The following is a 19,582-nucleotide window of genomic DNA, read 5'->3' on the forward strand; positions in this document are numbered from 1 at the left end:
CGCCGCATGGAGGGCGTTCCCTTCTGGACCTTGCTGGCGTCCGCCTCGCTGACGCTCGGCATGGGGGCGGGCATCGTCGCCAAGAGCGTCCAGGCCGCCCCGATCGCTTCGGTGCACGTCGACACGGGGCTGGTCCGCGAGGCGCTCAAGCTGCGCCTGCCCAAGACGCGGATCGGCGCGATCGACTGCAGCCGCTTCGGCGGGCTGTGCGAGGTCGTCGCCGGCACCACGCTCTTCTACGTCGACCGGACCGCGCGCTACCTGATGATCGGGCGGCTCTACGATATGGAGACGCGCAGCGACGTGACGGCGGCGCGGCTGCTCGAACTCAATCCCGACCTGCTCGCCGCCGGTGCGGCCGGCAAGCGCGACAGCGACGGGGACGAGCAGCCGTCAACGGCATCTCCTGCTGCCACGAAAGTCGACCTCGGCCAGCTGCCCGCGAACGGTGCGATCCATTGGGGGCCGGCGAACGGTCCCAAGCTGGTCGTGCTCAGCGACTTTCACTGCGGCTATTGCCGCAAGCTCTCGGCCGAGCTCGTGAAGATGGGTGCGCATGTCGAGGAGCGGCCGATCTCGATCTTCGGCGCGGAAAGCCGCAAGCTTGCCGAGGCCGTGCTCTGCGCCGGCGACCAGCAGGCCGCGGTTCACGCCGCCTATGACGGCCGGCCGGTTGCGCCCGGTGCCAAGTGCGACACTGCTGGGCTCGACGGCAATGAGGCCTTCGCCAAGGCGCATGGCTTCGGCGGCACGCCGGTGATCATCCGTGAAGACGGCGCAGTGCTGCAGGGCTTCCACACCGCCGCGCAGCTCAAAGCCTTTGTCGCGGGAGGCCGCGTATGAGCCGCGCCGCCACCATCGCCCTGCTGCTCACGACCGCGCTTGGCGCGAGCGGCTGCACCACGCTCGGCGGCACGGTGAAGGGCGACTTCACCTGCCGCGCGCCGGCCGGGACCTGCGCGCCCATGACCAAGATCGACGCGGCTGCGATCGGCAGTGTCGAAGAGGAGGGCGCGTCCGCCTCCGCGGTCGGCCCACGCCGGCAGGGCGTGAGCGGGAAGGGCGGCAGCGTCGCCGTCCGTACCGGCGAGCGCATGCTGACCATCCTCCTTCCGGCGCATGTCGACGAAGCCGGCGTGCTCCACGATGCCGCGACGGTCCACGCCGTCGTCGAGCAGCCCGCCTGGACCTTCGCCTCGGTGGCGGAGCCCACTTCAATTTCCGAGTTCTCGCGCAGTCCCGCCCCTTCCTCCCTGCGCGAGGCGGTCGCTGGTGCTTCGGCACCGGTGATCGAGGGGCTTGAGTCTCCTCCCGCTCAAGCCCCTCAACCGTTCAGCGCGACCGCTTCGACGGCGCGCATCCCTGATCCCGCGGCGCCCAGCGCCGCGGCGATCGCCGCTGCTCGGGCCGGGCACCGCATCGGCACCAAGCCGCCAGACGCCGTGCCTGCGCCTGCGCCGAAGCGCCCGGTGTCCCCCGCCTCGGCGCCGCCGGCCGGCAAGGTCGTCCTGCCGCAGGGCGACCCGGCGGCGGCCCGCGCGAGGCTGAACGCGCTCGCAGCGCCGAGCCTATCGCGGCTCGGCACCACGCCCGGGCCGGTCGGCGAAGTCACGCCAGAAGTAGAGGGCAGCCCCTTCAGCGCCCCCGTCGGCCAGGAGCAGCCGCGATGAGCCTCTCCTACAAGACGCTTACTGGCACGCTGCTCAAGGGCTTGTTCGGCGATGCCGAGGAGAGCGAGGGTGATCGCCCGGTGCTCGGCCTCGACATGCTGTCGAGTTTCCTGCCCTACCGTGTGTACGAGCCGCAGACCCGGCTCTACCTCAACGCACGCTCGACCGGCTTCATCCTCAACGTGGCGCCGCTGGTCGGGGCCGACGAGCGCGTCGGCGACCTTCTCGGTCAGTTCCTGTCCGAAGGCCTGCCCGCGGGCGCCTGCGTCCAGATTGTCCACTGGGCAAGTCCGAGGATCAGCCGCAACATCGCGCCCTGGTTCGCGCCCCGCTACGCGCGCGGCGGCGTCTACGAGCAGATCGCGCGGGCGCGTACGCAGTGTCTCTATGATCTCGTCTGGACCAGCGGGTCGGGCGGCGCGCCCTTCCATGCGCGCCATCATCAGCTGCTCGTCTCGGTCGGCGTGCCCGCGAGCAGCAGCACCACCAAGGACGAGCTCATCGCGGTGCGCGAGAGCCTCGTCGGCGTGCTGCGCTCGCTTGACGTACCGGCGCTCGACGTCGGCCCGGTCGAGCTGATCGCCTTCGTCGACGACCTGACCTCGCCGACCACGGCCAGCGGCGACGATGCCATCGACTACAACCCGCTCGACCCGATTGCCGACCAGACAATCCGCCGGGATATCGAGCTCACCGTTGAGGAGAGCCGGATGCTGCTCCGGACCGAGCGCTTCCGGCCGACCGGCGCGAGCGATGGCGACGCGCCCGAGATCGGCGAAATCTATCCGGATCGCTTCGATGTGCGCCACTTCGGCGTGCGCAACATGCCCGCACGCTGGACCCCGTGGGAGACGGCGCGGCTGATCGGCGACCTGTTCACCGACAAGCTCCGCTATCCGTGCCCGGCCGCCACGATCCTCTGCCTCGTCTATCCCGACCAGGAGGCGGCCTCGACGCGCGCGGGCATGAAGTTCCTGCGCACGACCAGCCTCTCGGAGGGCAAGTCCGCCCGCTACGTGCCGAAGCTGCGCGAGCAGGCGGCGGAGTGGCGCGAGGTCCAGGCACAGCTGCAGGAGGGCCGCCGGCTGGTCCGCGCCTTCTACGGCGTGACGACCTTCTCGCCGGCGGGCGACGGCGACCGCAACGAGCGGATGGTCAAGTCGCTCTACAAGTCGGCCGGCTGGGACTTGGCCGACGAGCGCTTCCTCCAGGTCCAAGGCCTGCTCGCCGCAATGCCGCTGACGCTTGCCGACGGGCTCGCCGCCGATCTCGAACGCTGCCGGCGCATGCGGACGATGCTGTCGACGACCGCCGCCAACATCGCGCCGGTGCAGGGCGAGTATCTCGGCGGCGCGGTGCCGCACCTTCTGTTCCTCGGTCGGCGCGGGCAGCCCTTCTTCTGGTCGCCATTCGAGAATGGCGCCGGCAACCACAATGTCGCGATCCTCGGGAAGTCGGGCTCGGGCAAGTCGGTGCTGCTCCAGGAGATGTGCGCGAGCCTGTGCGGGGCGGGCGCCAAGGTCGTCGTCATCGACGACGGCCGCTCCTTCATGAACAGCTGCCGCTTGCAGGGCGGCCGCTTCATCGAGTTCACGCTGGCGAGCGGCTTCTGCCTCAATCCCTTCTCGATGATCGATGCCGAGCGGGTGATCGAGGACGAGGATTACCGCCTCGACTGCATGGCGATGCTGAAAGCCATCGTTGGCCAGATGGCGCGGTTCATCGACCGGCTGACCGACACCGAGCGCGGCCTGATCGACCAGGCGGTCAATCGGGTGTGGGAAGAGCAGGGCAGGGCGGGATCGGTCGAGGCGGTCGCGCTTGCGCTCGAGGCGACCGGCAATGCCGACGCCGCCAACCTCGCCATCGCCATGGGACCGTTCCGCGCGGGCGGCACCTATGGCGGATTCTTCAACGGCGAGGCGACGCTCCGCCTCGAAGCCGACTTCACCGTCTTCGAGATGTCCGACCTCGCCACGCGCGAGGAGCTGCGCTCGGTCGTGCTGACCGCGATCATGTTCATGACCGGCCAGGCCATGACCCGCTCACCGCGGTCGGTGAAGAAGCTGCTGCTCATCGATGAGGCTTGGGCGATGCTCAAGGGCGGGTCGATGTCGGACTTCGTCGAGACCTATGCCCGCACCGCCCGTAAATATGGCGGCGCGCTCTGCACCGCGACGCAGTCCTTGAACGACTTCTACAAATCGGACGGCGCGACCGCGGCGCTCGAGAATTCGGACTGGATGCTAGTGCTCCAGCAGAAGCCGGAGACGATCGCCGACCTCCGCAAGTCTGCGCGGCTCGACATGGACGACCGCACCGAGGGGCTGATCCGGTCCCTCAAGCGCTCGGGCAGCGAATATTCGGAGGTCTTCATCCGCGGCCCCGAATGCCAGGCGATCGGCCGACTCGTGCTCGATCCCTTCTCCGCCACCGTCTTCTCCTCCTCGCCCGACACCTATGCCGCGATCGAGCGGCGCCTCGCCCGCGGCCAGACGATCGCCGAGGCGATCGAGGCGGTGTCGCGCGGGGAGACCCAACCCCTCCAGCCGGAGCCGCATCATGGCTGACTGCTTTCCCAACGTGCGCCCAGGGCTCGCCCGCGCTGGCCGCATCCTCGCCGACGCCTGCCACGTCACCCTCAGCGTCAGCCTCTGGCTCGCCGGCGCGGTGCTGGCGGCGCTGGGTGCGGTGTTCGCCTTCGTCATCGTCGCCGCGGACGGGCGTCCGTTGCGCTTCTTCGCGCACCTCCAGAACCTGTCGACGCACTACCTCTTCGCCGATCCGGCGGCGCGGAAGCACTTCGACGGCCAGGTGCTGGTACTGTTCCTCGGCGTCGTCGGCCTGTTCCTGATGGCGCGGCTGCCCAGCTTCGCCACCCGCCTGCGCCGTGAGTTGGCGCGCGGAGGCCGGCATGGTTGAGCTTGCTGTCACCACCTCGCGCACTATCGCGGGCTGGCCGGTCACCCGCGTGCTGCTCGGGATCGTCCTGATCGCGGCCCTGATCTGGACGGCTTGGGCGACCCGCTCGCTCCTCGAGCTGCAGCACCGCCGCATCGTCTCGGTGAGTCTGTCGCGGCTGGTCGAGGACTTCGTCGCGGCGGAAGCGCGCAACGGCGGCACGCCCGAGCAGTCGGCCCGCCGAACCGCGACCTATCTCACCGCGATCAACAAAGCGGTCGCCGACATGGGGGCAGGCGGCACCACTGTGCTCGTTTCCGAGGCGACGCTCGGCCGCTCGGTCGAGGACCGAACCGACGACGTGCGGGCCCGCGTCACCAAGGCCGTGGAGCCTGACCGTGACCCACGCTGACGCCGATCCTCGCTTCTGGTCGCCGGCGCGGGCGCGCCGCTGGGCGACGCTCGCCCTGCTGGGCTTGAGCGGTACCGCCTATGCCGCGCTCGCCGGCTGGAGCGACGGCCATGTGTTCCTGGTCAACCAGAGCACGAGCCTGCCCAACTGGGCGTTCCTCGTCGACCGCCACCGGATGCCCGGCCGCGGCGAGCATGTCTTCTTTGATCCGCCCGCAAGCCCGCTCCTCCAGCGGCACTTCGGGCGCGATCACCGGCCGTTTGGCAAGATTGTCTATGGCGTTGCCGGCGATGAGGTGACCCGGCGCGGCCGGCTGTTCCTGGTCAACGGCCGCGCTGTCGCACTCGCCAAGCCCCGGACGCTGCGCGGCGAGCCGCTCGACCTTGGGCCCACCGGCACCGTCCCGCGCGGCTGCTATTTCGTCGCGACGCCCAACAAGGACAGCTTCGACAGCCGCTATGCCCTGATCGGCTGGGTCTGCCGCCGCCAGGTCCTCGGCACCGGGGAGGCGATCCTGTGAGCCGGCGCATCCACCTCGTCCTGTTCGCAACCTGCCTCGCCGCGGCCGCGCCGGCGCTCGCCCGCGACTATGGCCAGCGGGGCGCTCTGTTCCCGGTTGTCGAAGCCGACCTGCTCTCGGTTATCCAGAAGCGGCTGACTGCAATGCAGGCCTCGGGCGAGATCGACCGCGCCAACCGCCAGCTGGCGGAGCGGACTGCCGCTCAGGTCCGCCGGCCGGCACCGGTGGCCGGCATTGGCCATGCCGCCGAAGAGCGGCGCTGGACCTTCGATCCGACGATCACCGTCAACGCGGATCTGCGCGACACGCGTGGCCGGGTCGTCGTCGCCGCGGGCACCCGCGTGAACCCACTCGACACGGTGCCGCTCCGCCAGCGGCTCGTCTTCCTCGACGGCGACGATGAGGGCCAGGTCGCCTGGGCGATAGGTGCCACGACGGCGCTCAACGCCAAGCTGATCCTAGTGTCGGGCTCGCCGTTCGCTTTGATGAAGGCCGAGCAGCGCCGCTTCTACTTCGACCAGAAGGGTACGCTCACCCGCCACTTCGGCATCCGCGCCGTGCCGGCCGTGGTCGAGCAGCAGGGCCGCACGCTCGCCGTCCGTGAGTTGGTGCTCCGGGAAACAAAAGGAGATCACAAGTGAGTGCGATGAGCAATCGCCAGTGGCTTGCCACCTCGCGTGAGCGACGTGTGGCCGCGCAGCGTCGCCTGCGCTTCGGTCTGGCTGCGCTGGTCGCGCTCGTGGCCATCGCCGGCCTCGCCCTCGCGTCCCCGGCGCGGGCGGAGGGCACGCCCGGCAAGTGCACCGGCCGCTTCGTCAATCCGATCACCGACGTGTGCTGGAGCTGCCTGTTCCCGATGTCGGTGGGCGGGCTCAACATCTGGCCGTCGCTCGCCGGTCGTCCCGACACCGACAATCCGACGCTGCCGGTCTGCGCCTGCGGCCTGCGGGTCGGAATTGCCATGGGGTTCTGGGAGCCGGTGCGGCTCGCCGACGTCAGCATGAAGCCGTGGTGCTTCGTGAACCTCGGCGGCCTCAAGCTCGATCCCGGCTTCGACATCGGCTTCAAGACGATCGCCGGGCCGAGCGCGGTCGGCGGCAAGGCGCAGAATACCAGCGGCTGGCACGTCCACTGGTACGCCTATCCGCTCATCTACTGGATGAACATCGTGGCGGACTTCCTCTGCCTCGAGACCGGTTCGATCGACATCCTCTACATCACCGAGGTCGATCCGCTCTGGCAGGATTCCGAGCTCACCGCGATCATCAACCCCGAGGCGGTGCTGTTCGCCAACCCGCTGGCGCTCGCGGCCTGCGCCGCCGACTGCGTGGCCGCCACTGCCAAGCTGCCGACCGATCCTCTGTTCTGGTGCGCAGGCTGCCAGGGCACGATGTATCCGCTGAACGGCAACGTTGCCGCCTCGATCGGCCATGTGCAGGCCTCGCGGCTCGCGCTCGCCCGCTTCGCCTACAAGCTCCACCGCGAACTCGTCGCCTGGGGCACGATGGGCAGCAAGGGCCTGTGCGGCAGCTACCTTATGCCGGTGATGCGGAAGCAGCAATATCGCTTCCAGGCCACCAACCCCAATCCACAGACCGGCGGGCGCTACGCCTGCGCACCGATCGGCGCGTCGACCACCTTCATGTCAGCCGGCCAGGTCTACCCCGCAATCGGAGAAGATATGGGCTATCTCGTCTGGCGCAAACGCAACTGCTGCGTGCTGTGATGCGCCGCCGTCTCCCCCTCATCGCCGGCACCGCTGCCTTTACCGGCTTGCTGGTCGGCTTCGCTGCCGCCTCGAGCGCCCAGGTCGTGGACGGGCTCGACATCGCCAAGGTGCGCGCCCGCGCCAGGCTGTCGCCGCAGGAAGCCGAAGCGCTCACCAACGTCGTCGCCCGGCGCGGCGAGGCGCTCCGCCGGGAAGCCGCGGACAATGCGGTCTCGGCCCGCGCCGCTGCCGCCCGCTATGCGTTGACAAGGTCCAGCGGTGATCCGGCCGCGACCTTCGACTTCGACGGGATGGTCGCCGCTTCGGGCAAGCAGATGGCGCCGGAGGACGCGCCGCGCCTGGTGGCGTTCGCCAGCCTCTCGATGCCCTCGACATCGCTGAAAGCGATGATCGCGGATGTCAGCAGGGCAGGGGGCGTGGTCGTGTTCCGCGGCTTGCCGGGCAACTCGGCCAGGACCTTCACGACCGCGCTCGCCAAGGTGCTGCCGCCCGGGGAGGTCAAGGCGGCGGTGGGCATCGACCCGCGGCTTTTTCGTGCCTTCGCCGTGGAGGCGGTGCCGGCGTATGTTGTGACTGCCACCGACTTCGACCTGTGTGACGGGTTCGATTGCCGGACGACGCTGCCACCGCACGACCGCCTTGACGGCAATGTCACGCTCGCGCACGCGCTCGACACCTTTGCCCGCGGCGATGGTCCCGGTGCTCGCGTCGCGGCGGTCTATCGTGCCCGGCTGGGAGAGGCGCAGTGAGCCCGGCCCGCACCAGCCTGGGGCTCGCGCTCGCCCTGTTCGCCGCCGGGCTCGGCACGGGCGGGGCGGTCGGGCAGAGCCAGACTGACGCCGCACGCGCCGAGGGCAAGGCGTTCGCCAGCGATGCGCTCGGCAAGGCGCAGGCCGCGGCCAGGACGGCGCCCACCGCCGATCGCGTGCCGGGCTTTGCCGGCGCGCCCTCGCAATCGGCGCTGTTCGACGATCCCGACGCGATCGCCGCCCAGGCGGCTTCCGCTGCGTCGAGCAACGAAGGCTATGCCACCATCCGCTCCTCGCTCGACCGCCGGCCGCGCGTGGCGGTCGAGGACATCGAGGCGACGATCGCGCGCGGACGCACCATCTCCGACAATCCCGCGACCTATGTGAGTGGCATGAGCGTCGGCGGCGGCCAGGGCAGCTGCCGCGAGCTGCCGCCCTCGACCGGTGCCAGCGGCACCTATGAGGCGACCTGCAACGACGGGGTCGCGCTGGAGCAGCGGACGGCGAGCTGCACGATCCCGCTGGTCGTTTCTGTGACCGCGAGGACCGGCTATCGTTACTGGTGCAGCGCCTTCAACGCCGGCTTCAACCGCGTCGATGATTGCAGCCTGTTCGAGCAGGCCTCGTGCCAGCGCACCGGTTCGCACGAAGGCCGCTGCCTGCAGGGCTACAGCAAGCCGCCCTACCAATATTGCACCGAGCCCGGCGAGCCGGTCGAGGAGCTGCTCTGCGACGCGCCGGTACCCGGCGCCACCCTCCGCGGTACCGAGACCCAGAGCAGCGTCGCCGAGCGCCGCGACGAGGGCGCCTGCGCGAGCCTCGCCGGCGACAGCGGCTGCGCGAGCACGGCGGAAACCTGCACCTCGAGCGATCCGGTGACCCGAGTGATCGATGGCGTCTCGGTGACCAAGCCGTGCTGGGCGTGGCAGCGGACCTACGAATGCCACAAGGCCGTACCGGCGCAGAACTGCGATGCGCTGGAGGCGAACAAGGACTGCCGGTTCGAACGTGAGGAGTGCCTGACCGACGAAACGCCGTGTCCGACCCGCGAGCGGATCTACAGCTGCACGGTCCCGGACGGGCCGACGCCAGCCAAGCAGTATGTCTGTGACGGCGACATCTACTGCATCAACGGCGAGTGCGAGACGATCGACCGCCAGCCGAATGGGGAGTTCAAGGATGCGGCGGTGGCGCTCAACGCCGCTGCACAAGCCGGCAAGGAGTTCGATCCCGCCAAGCTGACGCTGTTCAAGGGCGAGCGGGATACCTGCCACTCCAAGGTGTTCGGCATCCTCAATTGCTGCGCGGGCAAGGCCTTCCCGCTGATCCCTTATTCGCAGCTCCTGGTGACGCTGGGGTGCGATCGCGAGGAGGTCCTGCTTCACCAGCGCGACGCCCAGGGTCTCTGCCACTATGTCGGCAGCTACTGCTCGGACAGCGTCTTCGGAATCTGCGTCACCAAAAAGAAGACCTATTGCTGCTTCGAGTCCAAGCTCAGCCGCATCCTGCAGGAGCAGGGCAGGGCCCAGATCAACAAGCCGTGGGGCAGTCCGAAGAAGGAGAGCTGCCAGGGCTTCACGATCGACGAGTTCGCCCGGCTCGACCTCAGCCGCATGGACTTCTTCGAAGTCTATGCCGAGTTCCAGGACGCGGCCAAGCTTCCCGATGAGCTCGGCACCGTCGCCACCCTGCAGCAGAAGATCGCCGACTATTATGCGGTGAACGGAGGCGGCCGATGAACCTCGCTCGCCTCTGCCGCCAGCTGGTGACGGCGCTCAGCCTCGTGGTCGCCGGATCGGCCCCGGCCCAGACTCCGCCGGACCCGGCTCGCCCGGTCCAGATTGGCGACCGCTTCTACTGCCAGGATCGCCATCTCGGGACGTGGTTCTACTGCGAGCGGCCCAGGGTGGAGGAGTCCGATACGGCGGCCGCGCCGGTGCCGCCGGCACAGACCGCGGCGGAAAAGCTCGACGCGATCACCGCCGAGCTGCGCGAGCTCAAGGCGCGCGCGATCCTCGAGCCGACGCCCGACAACGTCACGGCCTATATCCGCTTCCAGCGGGCGCAGCTCGACCGCGCGTCGCTGTTCGGAGACGTCTGGCAGCGCGCACTCTGGCAGACGCCCGAGCTCGACTATACGCTGCAGCGGCCGGTCGGGACGGTCGCGAAGCAGCAATGGTCCGATGCCCGCAAGGTCGAGCGCGACCAGGCACTCGGTCGGCTTGGGGCACGCTACGGGCTGTTCTATTTCTTCGCGCAGAGCTGCGGCGCCTGCCGGGTCATGTCCCCGATCGTAAAGGCGGTCGCCGACACGCACCACCTGACCGTCCGCGCGATCTCGACGGACGGCGGCCCGTCCGAGACCTTCCCGCGCTACACGGTCGAGACGAACCAGCGGGCACGCATGGGCCTTACCGCCAAGGTCACGCCCGCCGTGGTCCTGTTCGATAGCGCCACCCAGACCGCCATCCCCATCGGCTACGGCATCATCGCTGCCGACGAGCTGATGGAGCGGATCTTCCTCCTCACCCAGCGAAAGGCCGGCAGTGACTATTGATCCAGCGTCCGTTGGCGAGCGCCTGCGCGCGCTCGCCCGTTTTTTCGCGCTCGACACCACGGGCGCTGCTCTCAGCCGTTGCGGCCGCATGGTCGGCACGCTGGCCTACTCACTGAGCCTAGCCGGCGCCGTGGTACCGCTGGTGCTGCCGGCTTCCCCCGCGGCGGCCGACGTGGGCGGCGCGATGGACAAGTTCGTGGCCGATGCGGGCGGTGCGGCCAACGTGACCGGCCCGAGCGCCTTTCAGGGGCAGTCGGCAGGCTATTACAGCCTCGGCAACGTCTGGACGCGCTTTCCCCAAAAGACGACCAATCTCGCCAATCTCCAGCTGCCTTCGGCGCGCGCCGGGTGCGGCGGCATCGATCTGTTCGCGGGCAGTTTCAGCTTCATCAACTCGAGCGAGATCGTCGCCATGCTGAAGGCGGTCGCGAACAACGCGGTCGGCTTCGCCTTCAAGCTTGCGATCGACACCGTCTGCCCCGAATGCTCGAAGGTCATGGATGAGTTCGCCCAGAAGGCGCAGCTCATGAACAACCTCAACATCTCGAGCTGCGAGGCCGCGCAGGCCCTGGTCGGCTCGGTGTGGCCGAAGGGCGACCTCGCCGACAAGGCGATCTGCGAGGCGATCGGCAACTCCGACGGCATCTTCTCCGATTATGCGGCCGCCAAGCACGGCTGCGGCAGCAAGGGCGAGCGGAGCTCGACCATCAACGGTGCCGATCCCTCCAAGTGGGGCGCGGTGAACAGCGCGGTGCCGCGCAACTACACCTGGCACGTGCTCCGCGGCTCCAAGTTCTTCAACGGCGGCGGCAGCTTCGATCGCGATCTCGCCGAGTATGTCATGACCATGGTCGGCACGATCATCTACGTGCCGCCGATCGACAGCGATCCGGGCCGCTTTCAGCCGTTGACCGGCGACACGACGTCGACGCTCGTGACGGCTCTCCTCGACGGCACCAGCGCAGGCGAGGTCCAGGTCTATCATTGCGACACCGAGGATCAGTGCCTCAACCCGACCCTCGCGCCCTTGTCGGTGCCCACCGCCAAGGCGCTCCGCCCGCGCGTCACTGCGCTCATCGACGGGATGGTCGAGGCGATCAGGAGCGACACCGCGATCACTCCGGAGCAGAAGGAGCTGCTCCAGATCTCGTCGATCCCGCTCTACAAAATCCTGACCGTGCAGGCGGCCTATGCCCGCGGGCTCTCGACCGACGATCGTTCGACCCTGGCCGAGATTGCGTCGATCGACTTGCTCTATGCGATCCTCGACCAGTTGGTGAGCGAGGTCGGCAAGTCGAAGGCCACCTTCATCGCGGCCGACGAGGCAAAGCTCGCGGCCTGGACCGCGCAGATCAACACGGCACGGACCACGCTCGCTGATCGCCAGCAGACGACGCAGGCGCGGGTAACCGCGATCATGGCGATCATCCAGAAGACGCAATTCCTCGAGAACGTGCTGGCCAACTCGATGTCTCCGGGCATGGCGGCCTCGCTCGACTGGTCGCGCGGCGTCGCCGCGCGCGGCCTCAACTAAGCTTCGGGATCAGGACGAGATGGGCACGGTCGAGCTCTTCACGATCGGCGGCGGCGAGTACATCGTCGCCGTCCTCAACGCGGTCGCGGCCTGGACCGGGGCAGGGGGCTACAAGAGCCTGCTCCAGGTCGTGATGGTCATGGGGCTGGCCTATTCGGTTCTGATCGTCGCCTTCAACCTGGACTGGAAGGCGTGGCTGCACTGGTTCCTGCAGGCGACGCTTATGTACATGGTGCTGATGGTGCCGCGCCTTGATGTGCACGTCACCGACCGCATCAACCCGAGCCTCGCGCCCGCGCAGGTCGCCAACGTCCCGCTCGGACTGGCGATGATGGCGAGCTTCACCAGTCAGGTCGGCGATTATCTCGTCCGCTCCTCCGAGCTGGTCTTCGGCTTGCCGGGCGATCTCGACTACAGCCGCAACGGCATGATCTACGGCTCGCGGCTGTTCGAGGCGACGCGCAGCCTCAGGATCAACGATCCCGAGTTCGCGGCCAACCTCGACGAGCACTTCAAGCAATGCGTCTTCTATGACGTGCTGCTCGGTCGGTACTCAATGGAGACGCTCGCAAAGGCACCCGATCTCTGGAATGCGATCGCGCCCGGCAGCCAGGCGCGTGCACAGCGTTTCCTGACCCGCGACGGCTCGGGCGCAGTCACATCCTCAATCCAGACCTGCCGCGAGGCGTACACGACGCTCAGTGGCCAGTGGAACGGCATGGTCGATGATCTCGGCCGCGCATTCGGGCGGCAGCTCTACCCCAAGCAGACCGCCGATCTCGCCCGCGCCAAGCTCTTCGCCGACCTGCCGGTCGCCTACCAGTATCTGACCGGCGTCTCCGCGTCCGCCAGCACCATCCTGCGGCAGTCGCTCACGATCAATGCCATGCAGCAGGCGATGCACAGCGCGGCGGGCAGCAGCGGCACGGGCAGCGTCGACGTCTATGCCCAAACCCGCGCTGATATCCAGACGGAGCGGACCTACGGCTCGATTGCGCACGCCGCGATGAAGTGGGTGCCCGTCCTCAACATCGTCCTGACGGTGGTGTTCTACGCGCTGTTCCCGGTGCTCTTCCCGCTGTTCCTAATGCCGCGCAGCGGGCCGTACGCCCTCAAGGGCTACGTGACCGGCTTCTTCTACCTCGCCGCCTGGGGACCGCTCTACGTCATCCTTCACATGGTGATGATGTTCAAAGGGGCCGCCGAGGTGGCGGGTGCCAGCAGCGGCAGCGGGCTGACACTCGCCAGCTTCACCGGCATGAGCGAGGCCAACGACGACATCGGCCTGCTCGCCGGCTATCTCGTCGCCTCGATCCCGTTCCTTGCAGGCGGCATCGCTCGCGGCGCGATGGCGATCTCGAGCCAGGCGACGAGCTACTTGAACCCGTCGCAGAACGCCGCTGAAGAAGCCGCTCGGGAGGCTTCGACCGGCAATATAGCGCTCGGCAACTCCAGCTTCGACAATCAGACCGTGCAGACCCGCCAGCACGACCAGTGGAACCAGGCGCCTAGCTTCACCTATGGTGCTGCCCAGACGCGTGCGTTCAATGATACCGGCACGCTCGCGACGAGCTTCGCGGGCAATCAGTTGCTCGACGTGCCCGTCTCCAAGCTGCCCTTCATGCCGCAGGTCACCCAGTCCGTCGCGGCCGAGGCCGCCAAGGTCGCATCGGAGACGCGAAGCCGTGGTGAGACATTGTCCAACCAAGCGGTCCAGAGCACCAGCAGCGCGGTAACTCGGTTCCAGGAGTTCCGCCATGCCATGAGCACAGACCGCTCCGTTTCCGAGAGCTACGGTAATGATGATCGTGCGGTTATCTCGGAAGGCTTCAACGAAGTGAGCCGAGCATCGGAGATGCTGCAGAACAGGTTCGGGCTCCGTGCCGAAGTCGCCGATACCATCGCCACGGAAAAATTCCTGACAGGGACAATAGGCGTTGACGGGGGAGTCGGCGGGTCAGTTGGGATAGGCCGCCTTGGAGCTTCCGTCGGCGTCACTGGCGGAGCTTCAAAGCGCTGGAACGCGACAGATGTTGCAGCCGTCAGCAAGGACTCGAGTAGGATCGCAGAAGCGCTGACGTCTTGGTCCTCCGACCGGGGATGGACCCATAGTCGAGACAGCTTCGAGCGTTCGGCGGAAACCACTTCTCGCTCCGATGTGGCAAGCCGAGCCTCCGGCATCTCCTCCTCCGCTACCCGCGCTCAAACTGAAAGCGCCGAGGCTCGCCGCTACTTTGAAGACGCTCGCCGGATTGAACAACGCTGGTCGACAAGTTCGTCGCAAAGCGTGAGCGGCGTGATGAACGCGAGCGACAAGTTCTTGCAGTTCGCTCGTCAAGAAATTGCCTCGACACCACTCGTGTACAAACGGTTTGACCCAGCCAGCGCAGCTGACTGGAGCAGCACTGATGTAGAGACGTCCGGTGAACGCGATCTTCTCGTGCAACGCTTTGTAGAGCACGTCGGCGAGCACATCCGGTCCGAAGTACACGGACAAGTACCTGAAATCGACGACGCCGGCCTTCGAATGCCTCTAACGTCAGCGGTAGACGCAAGAGTGCCGGCGATCTCATCCGAGCCGACGCGGCCGAGCGGGCAGCACGTCGGCAACGATGTTCAGAGGGCGTTAGGCACTGGTCGCCGGGACATCGAGCGCCGCCGCTTGGCCACGGAAGGCCAAGCCGGCTTGGACGGAGTTGAGCTTAACAGAGGCGGGGCTAGGGAGGTCCGAGATTGGGGCAGGGGGCAATAAATCTACTGCAGAAGCAAGTATCCAAACGCGCTTGCGACTATAGCTAGAAAGGCAGCGAGCCACCACACGCTCAAGGCCCGAGGATGCCAAGGGGCGGGAGGGCGAGCAGACTCGCTGCGCGTGAACATCCCGGGATTCAGGCTTGAGGCGAGGGTACCGTCCAGCGTGCCAGGCCGCCTCCACCATGATCCATCGCTGACTCGGGCGGGATTTTGCTCGGGTGGAAGGAAAGGGGATGGGTCCGACATGCAGCACCTGTTTGATCTGATGTCTTCCATACCACGCCTCCATCGCCGCCGACAGGTAGAGCCTACCAGAGCCGCCAGCTCCCCTTCTTTCGGTTCCACTCCACGGCGGTCGCTCACCGGCGCAAGCCGGCTCTCCTGAGTTCTGGTTTAAAGCGCTTCTGCAAACTGTTTGGAGGGAAGGGGAATGGCCGCTTTCCGGCAGCGATCCTGCCTGCCCGGGCGTTTGTTCGGCTGAGGCGCAACGGCAGCTTTGCGCCCTAGTCGCGGTCATTCACCTGCCAGGCAGTTAAGCCCCAAAGCCGCCATTCGTTCCGGCAGCATGAACGATGATCATGGTTGAATAACCAAGAAGCGGATTTGACATGGTGCTGGGCACTGGTCGGAAGAGGCGCAGCCGGAAGATAGATGGCGTAGGATAAGGAAACGCTTGGCAGATACCGTCACTTTTCGCCATCAGCAGCCTTCGCCGACCGCGCCTCCCGCAGCAGGTTCAGCTGTAGGTTCGGCGGCAGCGGCAGCCCAGTGCGGCTGGGGCTGTGGGCTTATGAGTCTACGGCTTAGGTGACACGATCTGCGGGCGGGAGACGACGATGCTCTCCTCGATTGAAGGCTTTTGACCTTTGCTGTCCGCCGTTGGATTAAGATAGTGACCGCCGTGATGCGGGCGGGTGAGGATGCCGTCCACGCTACTATGGAAGAACGGACGACCGTGGTTCCTGTACCCCAGCGCATTCAAATGCTCCGCGATCGCACGGGTGCCCATCGGCGTGCCGCGCAGGCCGCTACGCGCCAGAAACGAAGCAGGGCCGAAGCGGAAGCTGGTGCCTCCGCGCTTGCACCTGCACGTCTCCCGCGCGCTCACTGGTCGCGGCAGTTTCCGTCACCTCGCCAACGCGACGGTTCCGTAAAGGGCGTCGATGGTCAGTCGGACCTGACCATTGTGGCTCGGAACGGCTGCCCCGGTGATCGCGTCAACCACCTGAGCGCCGGCAAAATTGCGGGGAAGGCGCAGGTTGACCGTGCGCGCCTGGGGCGCATTGTTGATGGCAACCAGGGCATAGGCTCCATCCAGTTCCCGAGGCACTACGACCACGTTGTCGTCGGCGTACAAGGGTTCACCAAGCGTACCGCGGGACAGAAGTGGGGTCGCCTTGCGCAATCGAGTTAGGCGACGGACCTCGGCCAGCATGGTTTCGTCCGGGTGCCCGCCCCGGTCGGCCCAGGGATAGGTCCGACGATTGTCCGGATCCTCACCCCCGGTCAGGCCGACCTCGTCGCCATAGAAGATGGTCGGCGCGCCAGGCCACGTCATCTGCATGAACAAGGCGAGGCGGTATCGCCGCTTCGCTTCGGCGCTACGCGCGGCATCATCGCCGCGATCGCCGAGCAACCACAAGGTGCGGGCGGTGTCGTGGGTGGACAGCAGGTTCATCGAAGCGCGCATCGATTGCGGCGGATACAGTTCCCGCGTCAGTTCGATGTTCCGGTAATTCGCCGCCGCATTCCCACCAGACGCAATGTCGATCGCGGTGTTGCGAAAGATGTAGTTCATCGTGCCGTCGAAGGTGTCGCCCAAGAAATATTTCGAGGAGTCGAACCAGGTCTCGGCAATCGTGAGCGCGTCCGGGTTGGTGGCTTTCACCGCCGTTCGCCACTCGCGCCAGAATGCGTCGGGAACCCATGGCGCGACGTCCATGCGCCAACCGCTGGCGCCCCGCTTCACCCACTGGCGCGTCACCGAGTCGGGTGCGCCGAAGACGAAGCGGCGGAAGGAGGGCGACATCTCGTCCAATTCCGGAAGGTCCTTGGCACCCGTCCAGCCGGCATAGCGATCGTCGGGATCGGCCTGGCTGGGGTCGAGCCGATACCAGTCAGCATGGGGGCTATCGCGCCGCACCTCGCCGCCCTCCAGCGCGCCGATGCCGGGGTAAACCGCGTAGCGGTCGAAATAGATGCTGTTGCGGCCCGTATGGTTGAACGATGCGTCCACGACCACGCGAATCCCGCGCCGCGCCGCCGCAGCGGTCAGCCGCCGGAAGTCCTTGTTGGTCCCGAAAGCCGGATCGATCCGGGTATAGTCGCCAGTGTCGTATTTGTGATTGCTGGCGGCGGCGAAGATCGGCGTCATGTAGATCGTGTTCGCGCCGAGGCTCGCGATATAGTCGAGCTTGTCGGTGATGCCCTTCAGGTCGCCGCCAAAGAAATCATTTGAATAGCGCCGGTCCGACCCGTCTCCGGACCCCGGCCGGTATGGCTTTTCCGTCCAAGTCGCGTGATGCTCCGCGTCGGCGCGTGCGCCGAACCCGGCCAGCTGATCGTTCGTCGGATCGCCGTTCCGGAAGCGCTCCGGAAAGATGTAGTAATAGATGGCATCCTGAGCCCAATCCGGCACCCGGAAGTCCGGCGCGTACACGGTCTGGCGGAAGCGGTGGATGGCGGTGCGGTCGCGCGGCATGGTCGACACGGTACCAACGCCGTTGGCGCCGCGCTCGCGGGTCCAGTAAACTGGCGCGGCGTTGTTTCCGTACACATAGGTGCGGCCGCCGATCACTACCTCGAACCAATATCCATATATGCCGGGATGGGTGAAAGGGTGTGACGCCGTCCAGCGCTCCCGGGCGCCCGTTCGCACACGTTTCAGGGGGATGCGGGCGCTCTCCCTGTAGTCGATGACCTCCTGATTGCCTTGCAGCCGGCGCCTTTCGATCACCAGCGTCGCGCGCTCCACGCCGGTCAGTGCATCCAGTCCGAACGTGATCTCGCTGCCGGCTTTCGCCGCGCCGAACGGCGCCTTGTCCGCCAATGCGCGGGTGTCGTGATGCAAGCTGAGCGCAACTGGATCGAAGACGGTGGGCGCAGGGGGCGCGGCGCGTTGCACCGTCAATCTCGGGCGCCCTGCTGCAAAGGCGAGCCGCACCGTGTGCCAGCCGTCGAACCGATAGCGCAGGTTCTGACCGCCGCCCTCGCCGACCCGTGCGACAGGAACGACCCCGCCAGCCGCCTCGGCACCGTCGGGGGCGGCGAACGTCGTCTTGTCCGACCAATCTGCGTCGGCGATCTTGAAGTCCTGGACGCCCTGAAGTTCGGTCGTAATCACATAGGCGTCGCAGTCCCAACGAAACGCGTCTTCCTCGGCAGCAGCCCAGCCGCTCATGCTGCCGCGCAGGTACAAGCGGGTTTTGCCGAACGGCGCCGCGGAACAGGTCGTATTCGCTTCTATCTGCGGGGCGGCGGCTGTGGTGCCGGCCAACATCAGCAGTCCGGCCCAGATCTTTTTCTGCATGGTCACTCTCCGTCAGCGACCCCGGTTAAAAGTGTTTCGCGTCTGGGCCAATGCTGATTGGCGCGGCAACCCGTCAGATCAGGTCGATTGCAGCCGAACAGTACTCTCGACCCCAAGCCCTGGCTTGAGTCATCGGCGCGACGTCGCCTATGTCTGGAAGGAAATGAGCACGACCCAAGTAAAAACCCTCGCCGACATAGCGGCGATTGCGGGCGTGACCCCGGCGACCGTGTCGCGTGCGCTCTCCGGCCGGGCGAGTGTCAGCGCCCTCACGCGGCGGAAGGTCCTTCAGATCGCAGAGGATCACGGGTTTCAGATCAACCAGACGGCGCGCAACCTTCGCCTTGGTCGCACCCAGTCGGTCGGGGTCGTCATTCCGCTTGGACACGAGAGCGCGCAGCGGGTGTCCGATCCCTTTTACACTGCACTGATCGGCAACCTCATGGACGGGCTTGCCCGTCGCGAACACGCCATGCTGCTATCCGCGGTGACGCCTCATGACCCGAACTGGCTGGCGAACCTGTCGCGCAGCGGGCGCGTGGATGGGATCATCGTTCTATGCCAGTCCGACCAAGAGCCGGTCCTTCACCATGTTGGCCGCAGCTATATGCCGCTGGTCGTGTGGGGAGAGGCGAACGGGACGGAGGCGGATTATTGCTGCGTCGGTACCGACAACAGATTGGGTGGGCAACTCGCGACAGAGCACCTGCTGAATTTAGGCAAGCGCCGCATCGCCTTTGCCGGGATGACGGACATCCCTGAGCTGGAGGCGCGCTACGCCGGGTATCTTCAGGCGCATGCAAAGCGGGGCATCGCGCCGGGTCCACATATTCCCGTGCCCCTGGCCTTCGACCCGCGTTCGGCAGCGCTGCACCAGGCGTTTGCGGCCGAGCCGGAAGTCGACGCGGTGGTGGCCGCTTCCGACGTGATCGCGCTTGGCGTTATCCGGGCTTTGACGGACAAGGGTCAGCGCGTCCCTGAGGAGGTTGCAGTGGTGGGCTATGACGACGTCAGCCTTGCCGCTCATGCCATGCCGGCGCTGACCACCATCCGTCAGGACCTGACGGTGGCTGCTGACACGATTCTGGACCTGCTGTTCCGTCGCATCTCGGGCGAGAATACCGCGTCTGCGCGGATTCCGTTGGCCTTGGTCCGCCGCCAGTCGGCCTGAGCGCAGCCAGCATCGGCGACGCTGATTGTTGACCGGATCCCGCCGCCGACGATACA

16 protein-coding genes are annotated in these 19,582 nt (G+C 67.0%); 14 read left to right on the plus strand and 2 right to left on the minus strand.

Translation table 11 applies throughout. The features are described from left to right. The first annotated feature begins 6 nt into the window (after window positions 1–6). The 13 genes from VPH46_RS09490 (at window position 7) to VPH46_RS09550 (ending at window position 14,824) form a co-directional block, all read left to right on the plus strand. A complete protein-coding gene (locus VPH46_RS09490; RefSeq protein WP_416610737.1) occupies window positions 7–843 on the plus strand; it encodes a DsbC family protein in 837 nt (278 codons plus the stop codon). Beyond that, on the plus strand, window positions 840–1,670 hold the full coding sequence (locus tag VPH46_RS09495) for a hypothetical protein (RefSeq protein ID WP_416610739.1): 831 nt from the start codon (window positions 840–842) through the stop codon (window positions 1,668–1,670). The genes VPH46_RS09490 and VPH46_RS09495 overlap by 4 nt, the downstream gene beginning before the upstream one ends. After that, window positions 1,667–4,240, plus strand: coding sequence for a type IV secretion system protein TraC (gene traC / locus VPH46_RS09500; RefSeq protein ID WP_416610741.1), 2,574 nt, complete (start codon window positions 1,667–1,669; stop codon window positions 4,238–4,240). The genes VPH46_RS09495 and traC overlap by 4 nt, the downstream gene beginning before the upstream one ends. Then, window positions 4,233–4,592, plus strand: coding sequence for a hypothetical protein (locus VPH46_RS09505; RefSeq protein WP_416610743.1), 360 nt, complete (start codon window positions 4,233–4,235; stop codon window positions 4,590–4,592). Before traC ends, VPH46_RS09505 begins: the two co-directional genes overlap by 8 nt. Next, the gene (locus VPH46_RS09510; protein ID WP_416610744.1) at window positions 4,585–4,983 is read left to right on the plus strand and encodes a TrbI F-type domain-containing protein; all 399 of its coding nucleotides are present in this window, start codon (window positions 4,585–4,587) and stop codon (window positions 4,981–4,983) included. The genes VPH46_RS09505 and VPH46_RS09510 overlap by 8 nt, the downstream gene beginning before the upstream one ends. Then, complete coding sequence (locus tag VPH46_RS09515; protein WP_416610746.1) at window positions 4,970–5,503, plus strand: S26 family signal peptidase; 534 nt, start codon at window positions 4,970–4,972, stop codon at window positions 5,501–5,503. Before VPH46_RS09510 ends, VPH46_RS09515 begins: the two co-directional genes overlap by 14 nt. Beyond that, window positions 5,500–6,144: a type-F conjugative transfer system protein TraW gene (gene traW / locus VPH46_RS09520; RefSeq protein WP_416610748.1), complete on the plus strand. Its 645-nt coding sequence runs from the start codon at window positions 5,500–5,502 to the stop codon at window positions 6,142–6,144. The genes VPH46_RS09515 and traW overlap by 4 nt, the downstream gene beginning before the upstream one ends. Then, the gene (gene traU, locus VPH46_RS09525; protein WP_416610750.1) at window positions 6,141–7,229 is read left to right on the plus strand and encodes a conjugal transfer pilus assembly protein TraU; all 1,089 of its coding nucleotides are present in this window, start codon (window positions 6,141–6,143) and stop codon (window positions 7,227–7,229) included. Before traW ends, traU begins: the two co-directional genes overlap by 4 nt. After that, a complete protein-coding gene (gene trbC, locus VPH46_RS09530; protein WP_416610752.1) occupies window positions 7,229–7,981 on the plus strand; it encodes a type-F conjugative transfer system pilin assembly protein TrbC in 753 nt (250 codons plus the stop codon). Before traU ends, trbC begins: the two co-directional genes overlap by 1 nt. Further along, complete coding sequence (locus VPH46_RS09535; RefSeq protein ID WP_416610754.1) at window positions 7,978–9,720, plus strand: conjugal transfer protein TraN; 1,743 nt, start codon at window positions 7,978–7,980, stop codon at window positions 9,718–9,720. The genes trbC and VPH46_RS09535 overlap by 4 nt, the downstream gene beginning before the upstream one ends. After that, window positions 9,717–10,538 (plus strand): conjugal transfer protein TraF, encoded by an 822-nt coding sequence (locus VPH46_RS09540; RefSeq protein ID WP_416610756.1) that lies wholly within the window; start codon window positions 9,717–9,719, stop codon window positions 10,536–10,538. The genes VPH46_RS09535 and VPH46_RS09540 overlap by 4 nt, the downstream gene beginning before the upstream one ends. A gap of 88 nt (window positions 10,539–10,626) precedes the next feature. Continuing rightward, the gene (locus VPH46_RS09545; RefSeq protein ID WP_416610845.1) at window positions 10,627–12,072 is read left to right on the plus strand and encodes a conjugal transfer protein TraH; all 1,446 of its coding nucleotides are present in this window, start codon (window positions 10,627–10,629) and stop codon (window positions 12,070–12,072) included. A gap of 19 nt (window positions 12,073–12,091) precedes the next feature. Further along, a complete protein-coding gene (locus VPH46_RS09550) occupies window positions 12,092–14,824 on the plus strand; it encodes a conjugal transfer protein TraG N-terminal domain-containing protein (protein ID WP_416610758.1) in 2,733 nt (910 codons plus the stop codon). A 798-nt stretch (window positions 14,825–15,622) separates the two neighbouring features. Here VPH46_RS09550 and VPH46_RS09555 read toward each other — a convergent pair. Both VPH46_RS09555 and VPH46_RS09560 read right to left on the minus strand, forming a co-directional pair. Beyond that, window positions 15,623–15,934 carry a recombinase family protein gene (locus VPH46_RS09555; RefSeq protein ID WP_416610760.1) on the minus strand — a complete coding sequence of 104 codons (312 nt, stop codon included), beginning with the start codon at window positions 15,932–15,934 and terminating at the stop codon, window positions 15,623–15,625. A gap of 18 nt (window positions 15,935–15,952) precedes the next feature. Further along, window positions 15,953–18,355 (minus strand): alpha-amylase family glycosyl hydrolase, encoded by a 2,403-nt coding sequence (locus tag VPH46_RS09560; protein ID WP_416610762.1) that lies wholly within the window; start codon window positions 18,353–18,355, stop codon window positions 15,953–15,955. Between the two features lie 163 nt (window positions 18,356–18,518). Between VPH46_RS09560 and VPH46_RS09565 the strand changes: the two genes are divergently transcribed. Then, complete coding sequence (locus VPH46_RS09565) at window positions 18,519–19,526, plus strand: LacI family DNA-binding transcriptional regulator (protein ID WP_274616105.1); 1,008 nt, start codon at window positions 18,519–18,521, stop codon at window positions 19,524–19,526. Window positions 19,527–19,582: the final 56 nt, after the last annotated feature.

Source organism: Sphingomonas sp. MJ1 (PH-R8), assembly GCF_048058635.1.
GTDB lineage: Bacteria > Pseudomonadota > Alphaproteobacteria > Sphingomonadales > Sphingomonadaceae > Sphingomonas.

Coding starts and splice junctions, on each gene's coding strand:
- VPH46_RS09495 (WP_416610739.1), top strand. CDS start 840: ATGAGCCGCGCCGCCACCATCGCCCTGCTGCTCACGACCGCGCTTGGC.
- VPH46_RS09540 (WP_416610756.1), top strand. CDS start 9,717: ATGAACCTCGCTCGCCTCTGCCGCCAGCTGGTGACGGCGCTCAGCCTC.
- traC (WP_416610741.1), top strand. CDS start 1,667: ATGAGCCTCTCCTACAAGACGCTTACTGGCACGCTGCTCAAGGGCTTG.
- VPH46_RS09510 (WP_416610744.1), top strand. CDS start 4,585: ATGGTTGAGCTTGCTGTCACCACCTCGCGCACTATCGCGGGCTGGCCG.
- trbC (WP_416610752.1), top strand. CDS start 7,229: ATGCGCCGCCGTCTCCCCCTCATCGCCGGCACCGCTGCCTTTACCGGC.
- VPH46_RS09505 (WP_416610743.1), top strand. CDS start 4,233: ATGGCTGACTGCTTTCCCAACGTGCGCCCAGGGCTCGCCCGCGCTGGC.
- VPH46_RS09565 (WP_274616105.1), top strand. CDS start 18,519: ATGAGCACGACCCAAGTAAAAACCCTCGCCGACATAGCGGCGATTGCG.
- VPH46_RS09550 (WP_416610758.1), top strand. CDS start 12,092: ATGGGCACGGTCGAGCTCTTCACGATCGGCGGCGGCGAGTACATCGTC.
- VPH46_RS09560 (WP_416610762.1), bottom strand. CDS start 18,355: ATGCAGAAAAAGATCTGGGCCGGACTGCTGATGTTGGCCGGCACCACA.
- VPH46_RS09490 (WP_416610737.1), top strand. CDS start 7: ATGGAGGGCGTTCCCTTCTGGACCTTGCTGGCGTCCGCCTCGCTGACG.
- VPH46_RS09545 (WP_416610845.1), top strand. CDS start 10,627: ATGGTCGGCACGCTGGCCTACTCACTGAGCCTAGCCGGCGCCGTGGTA.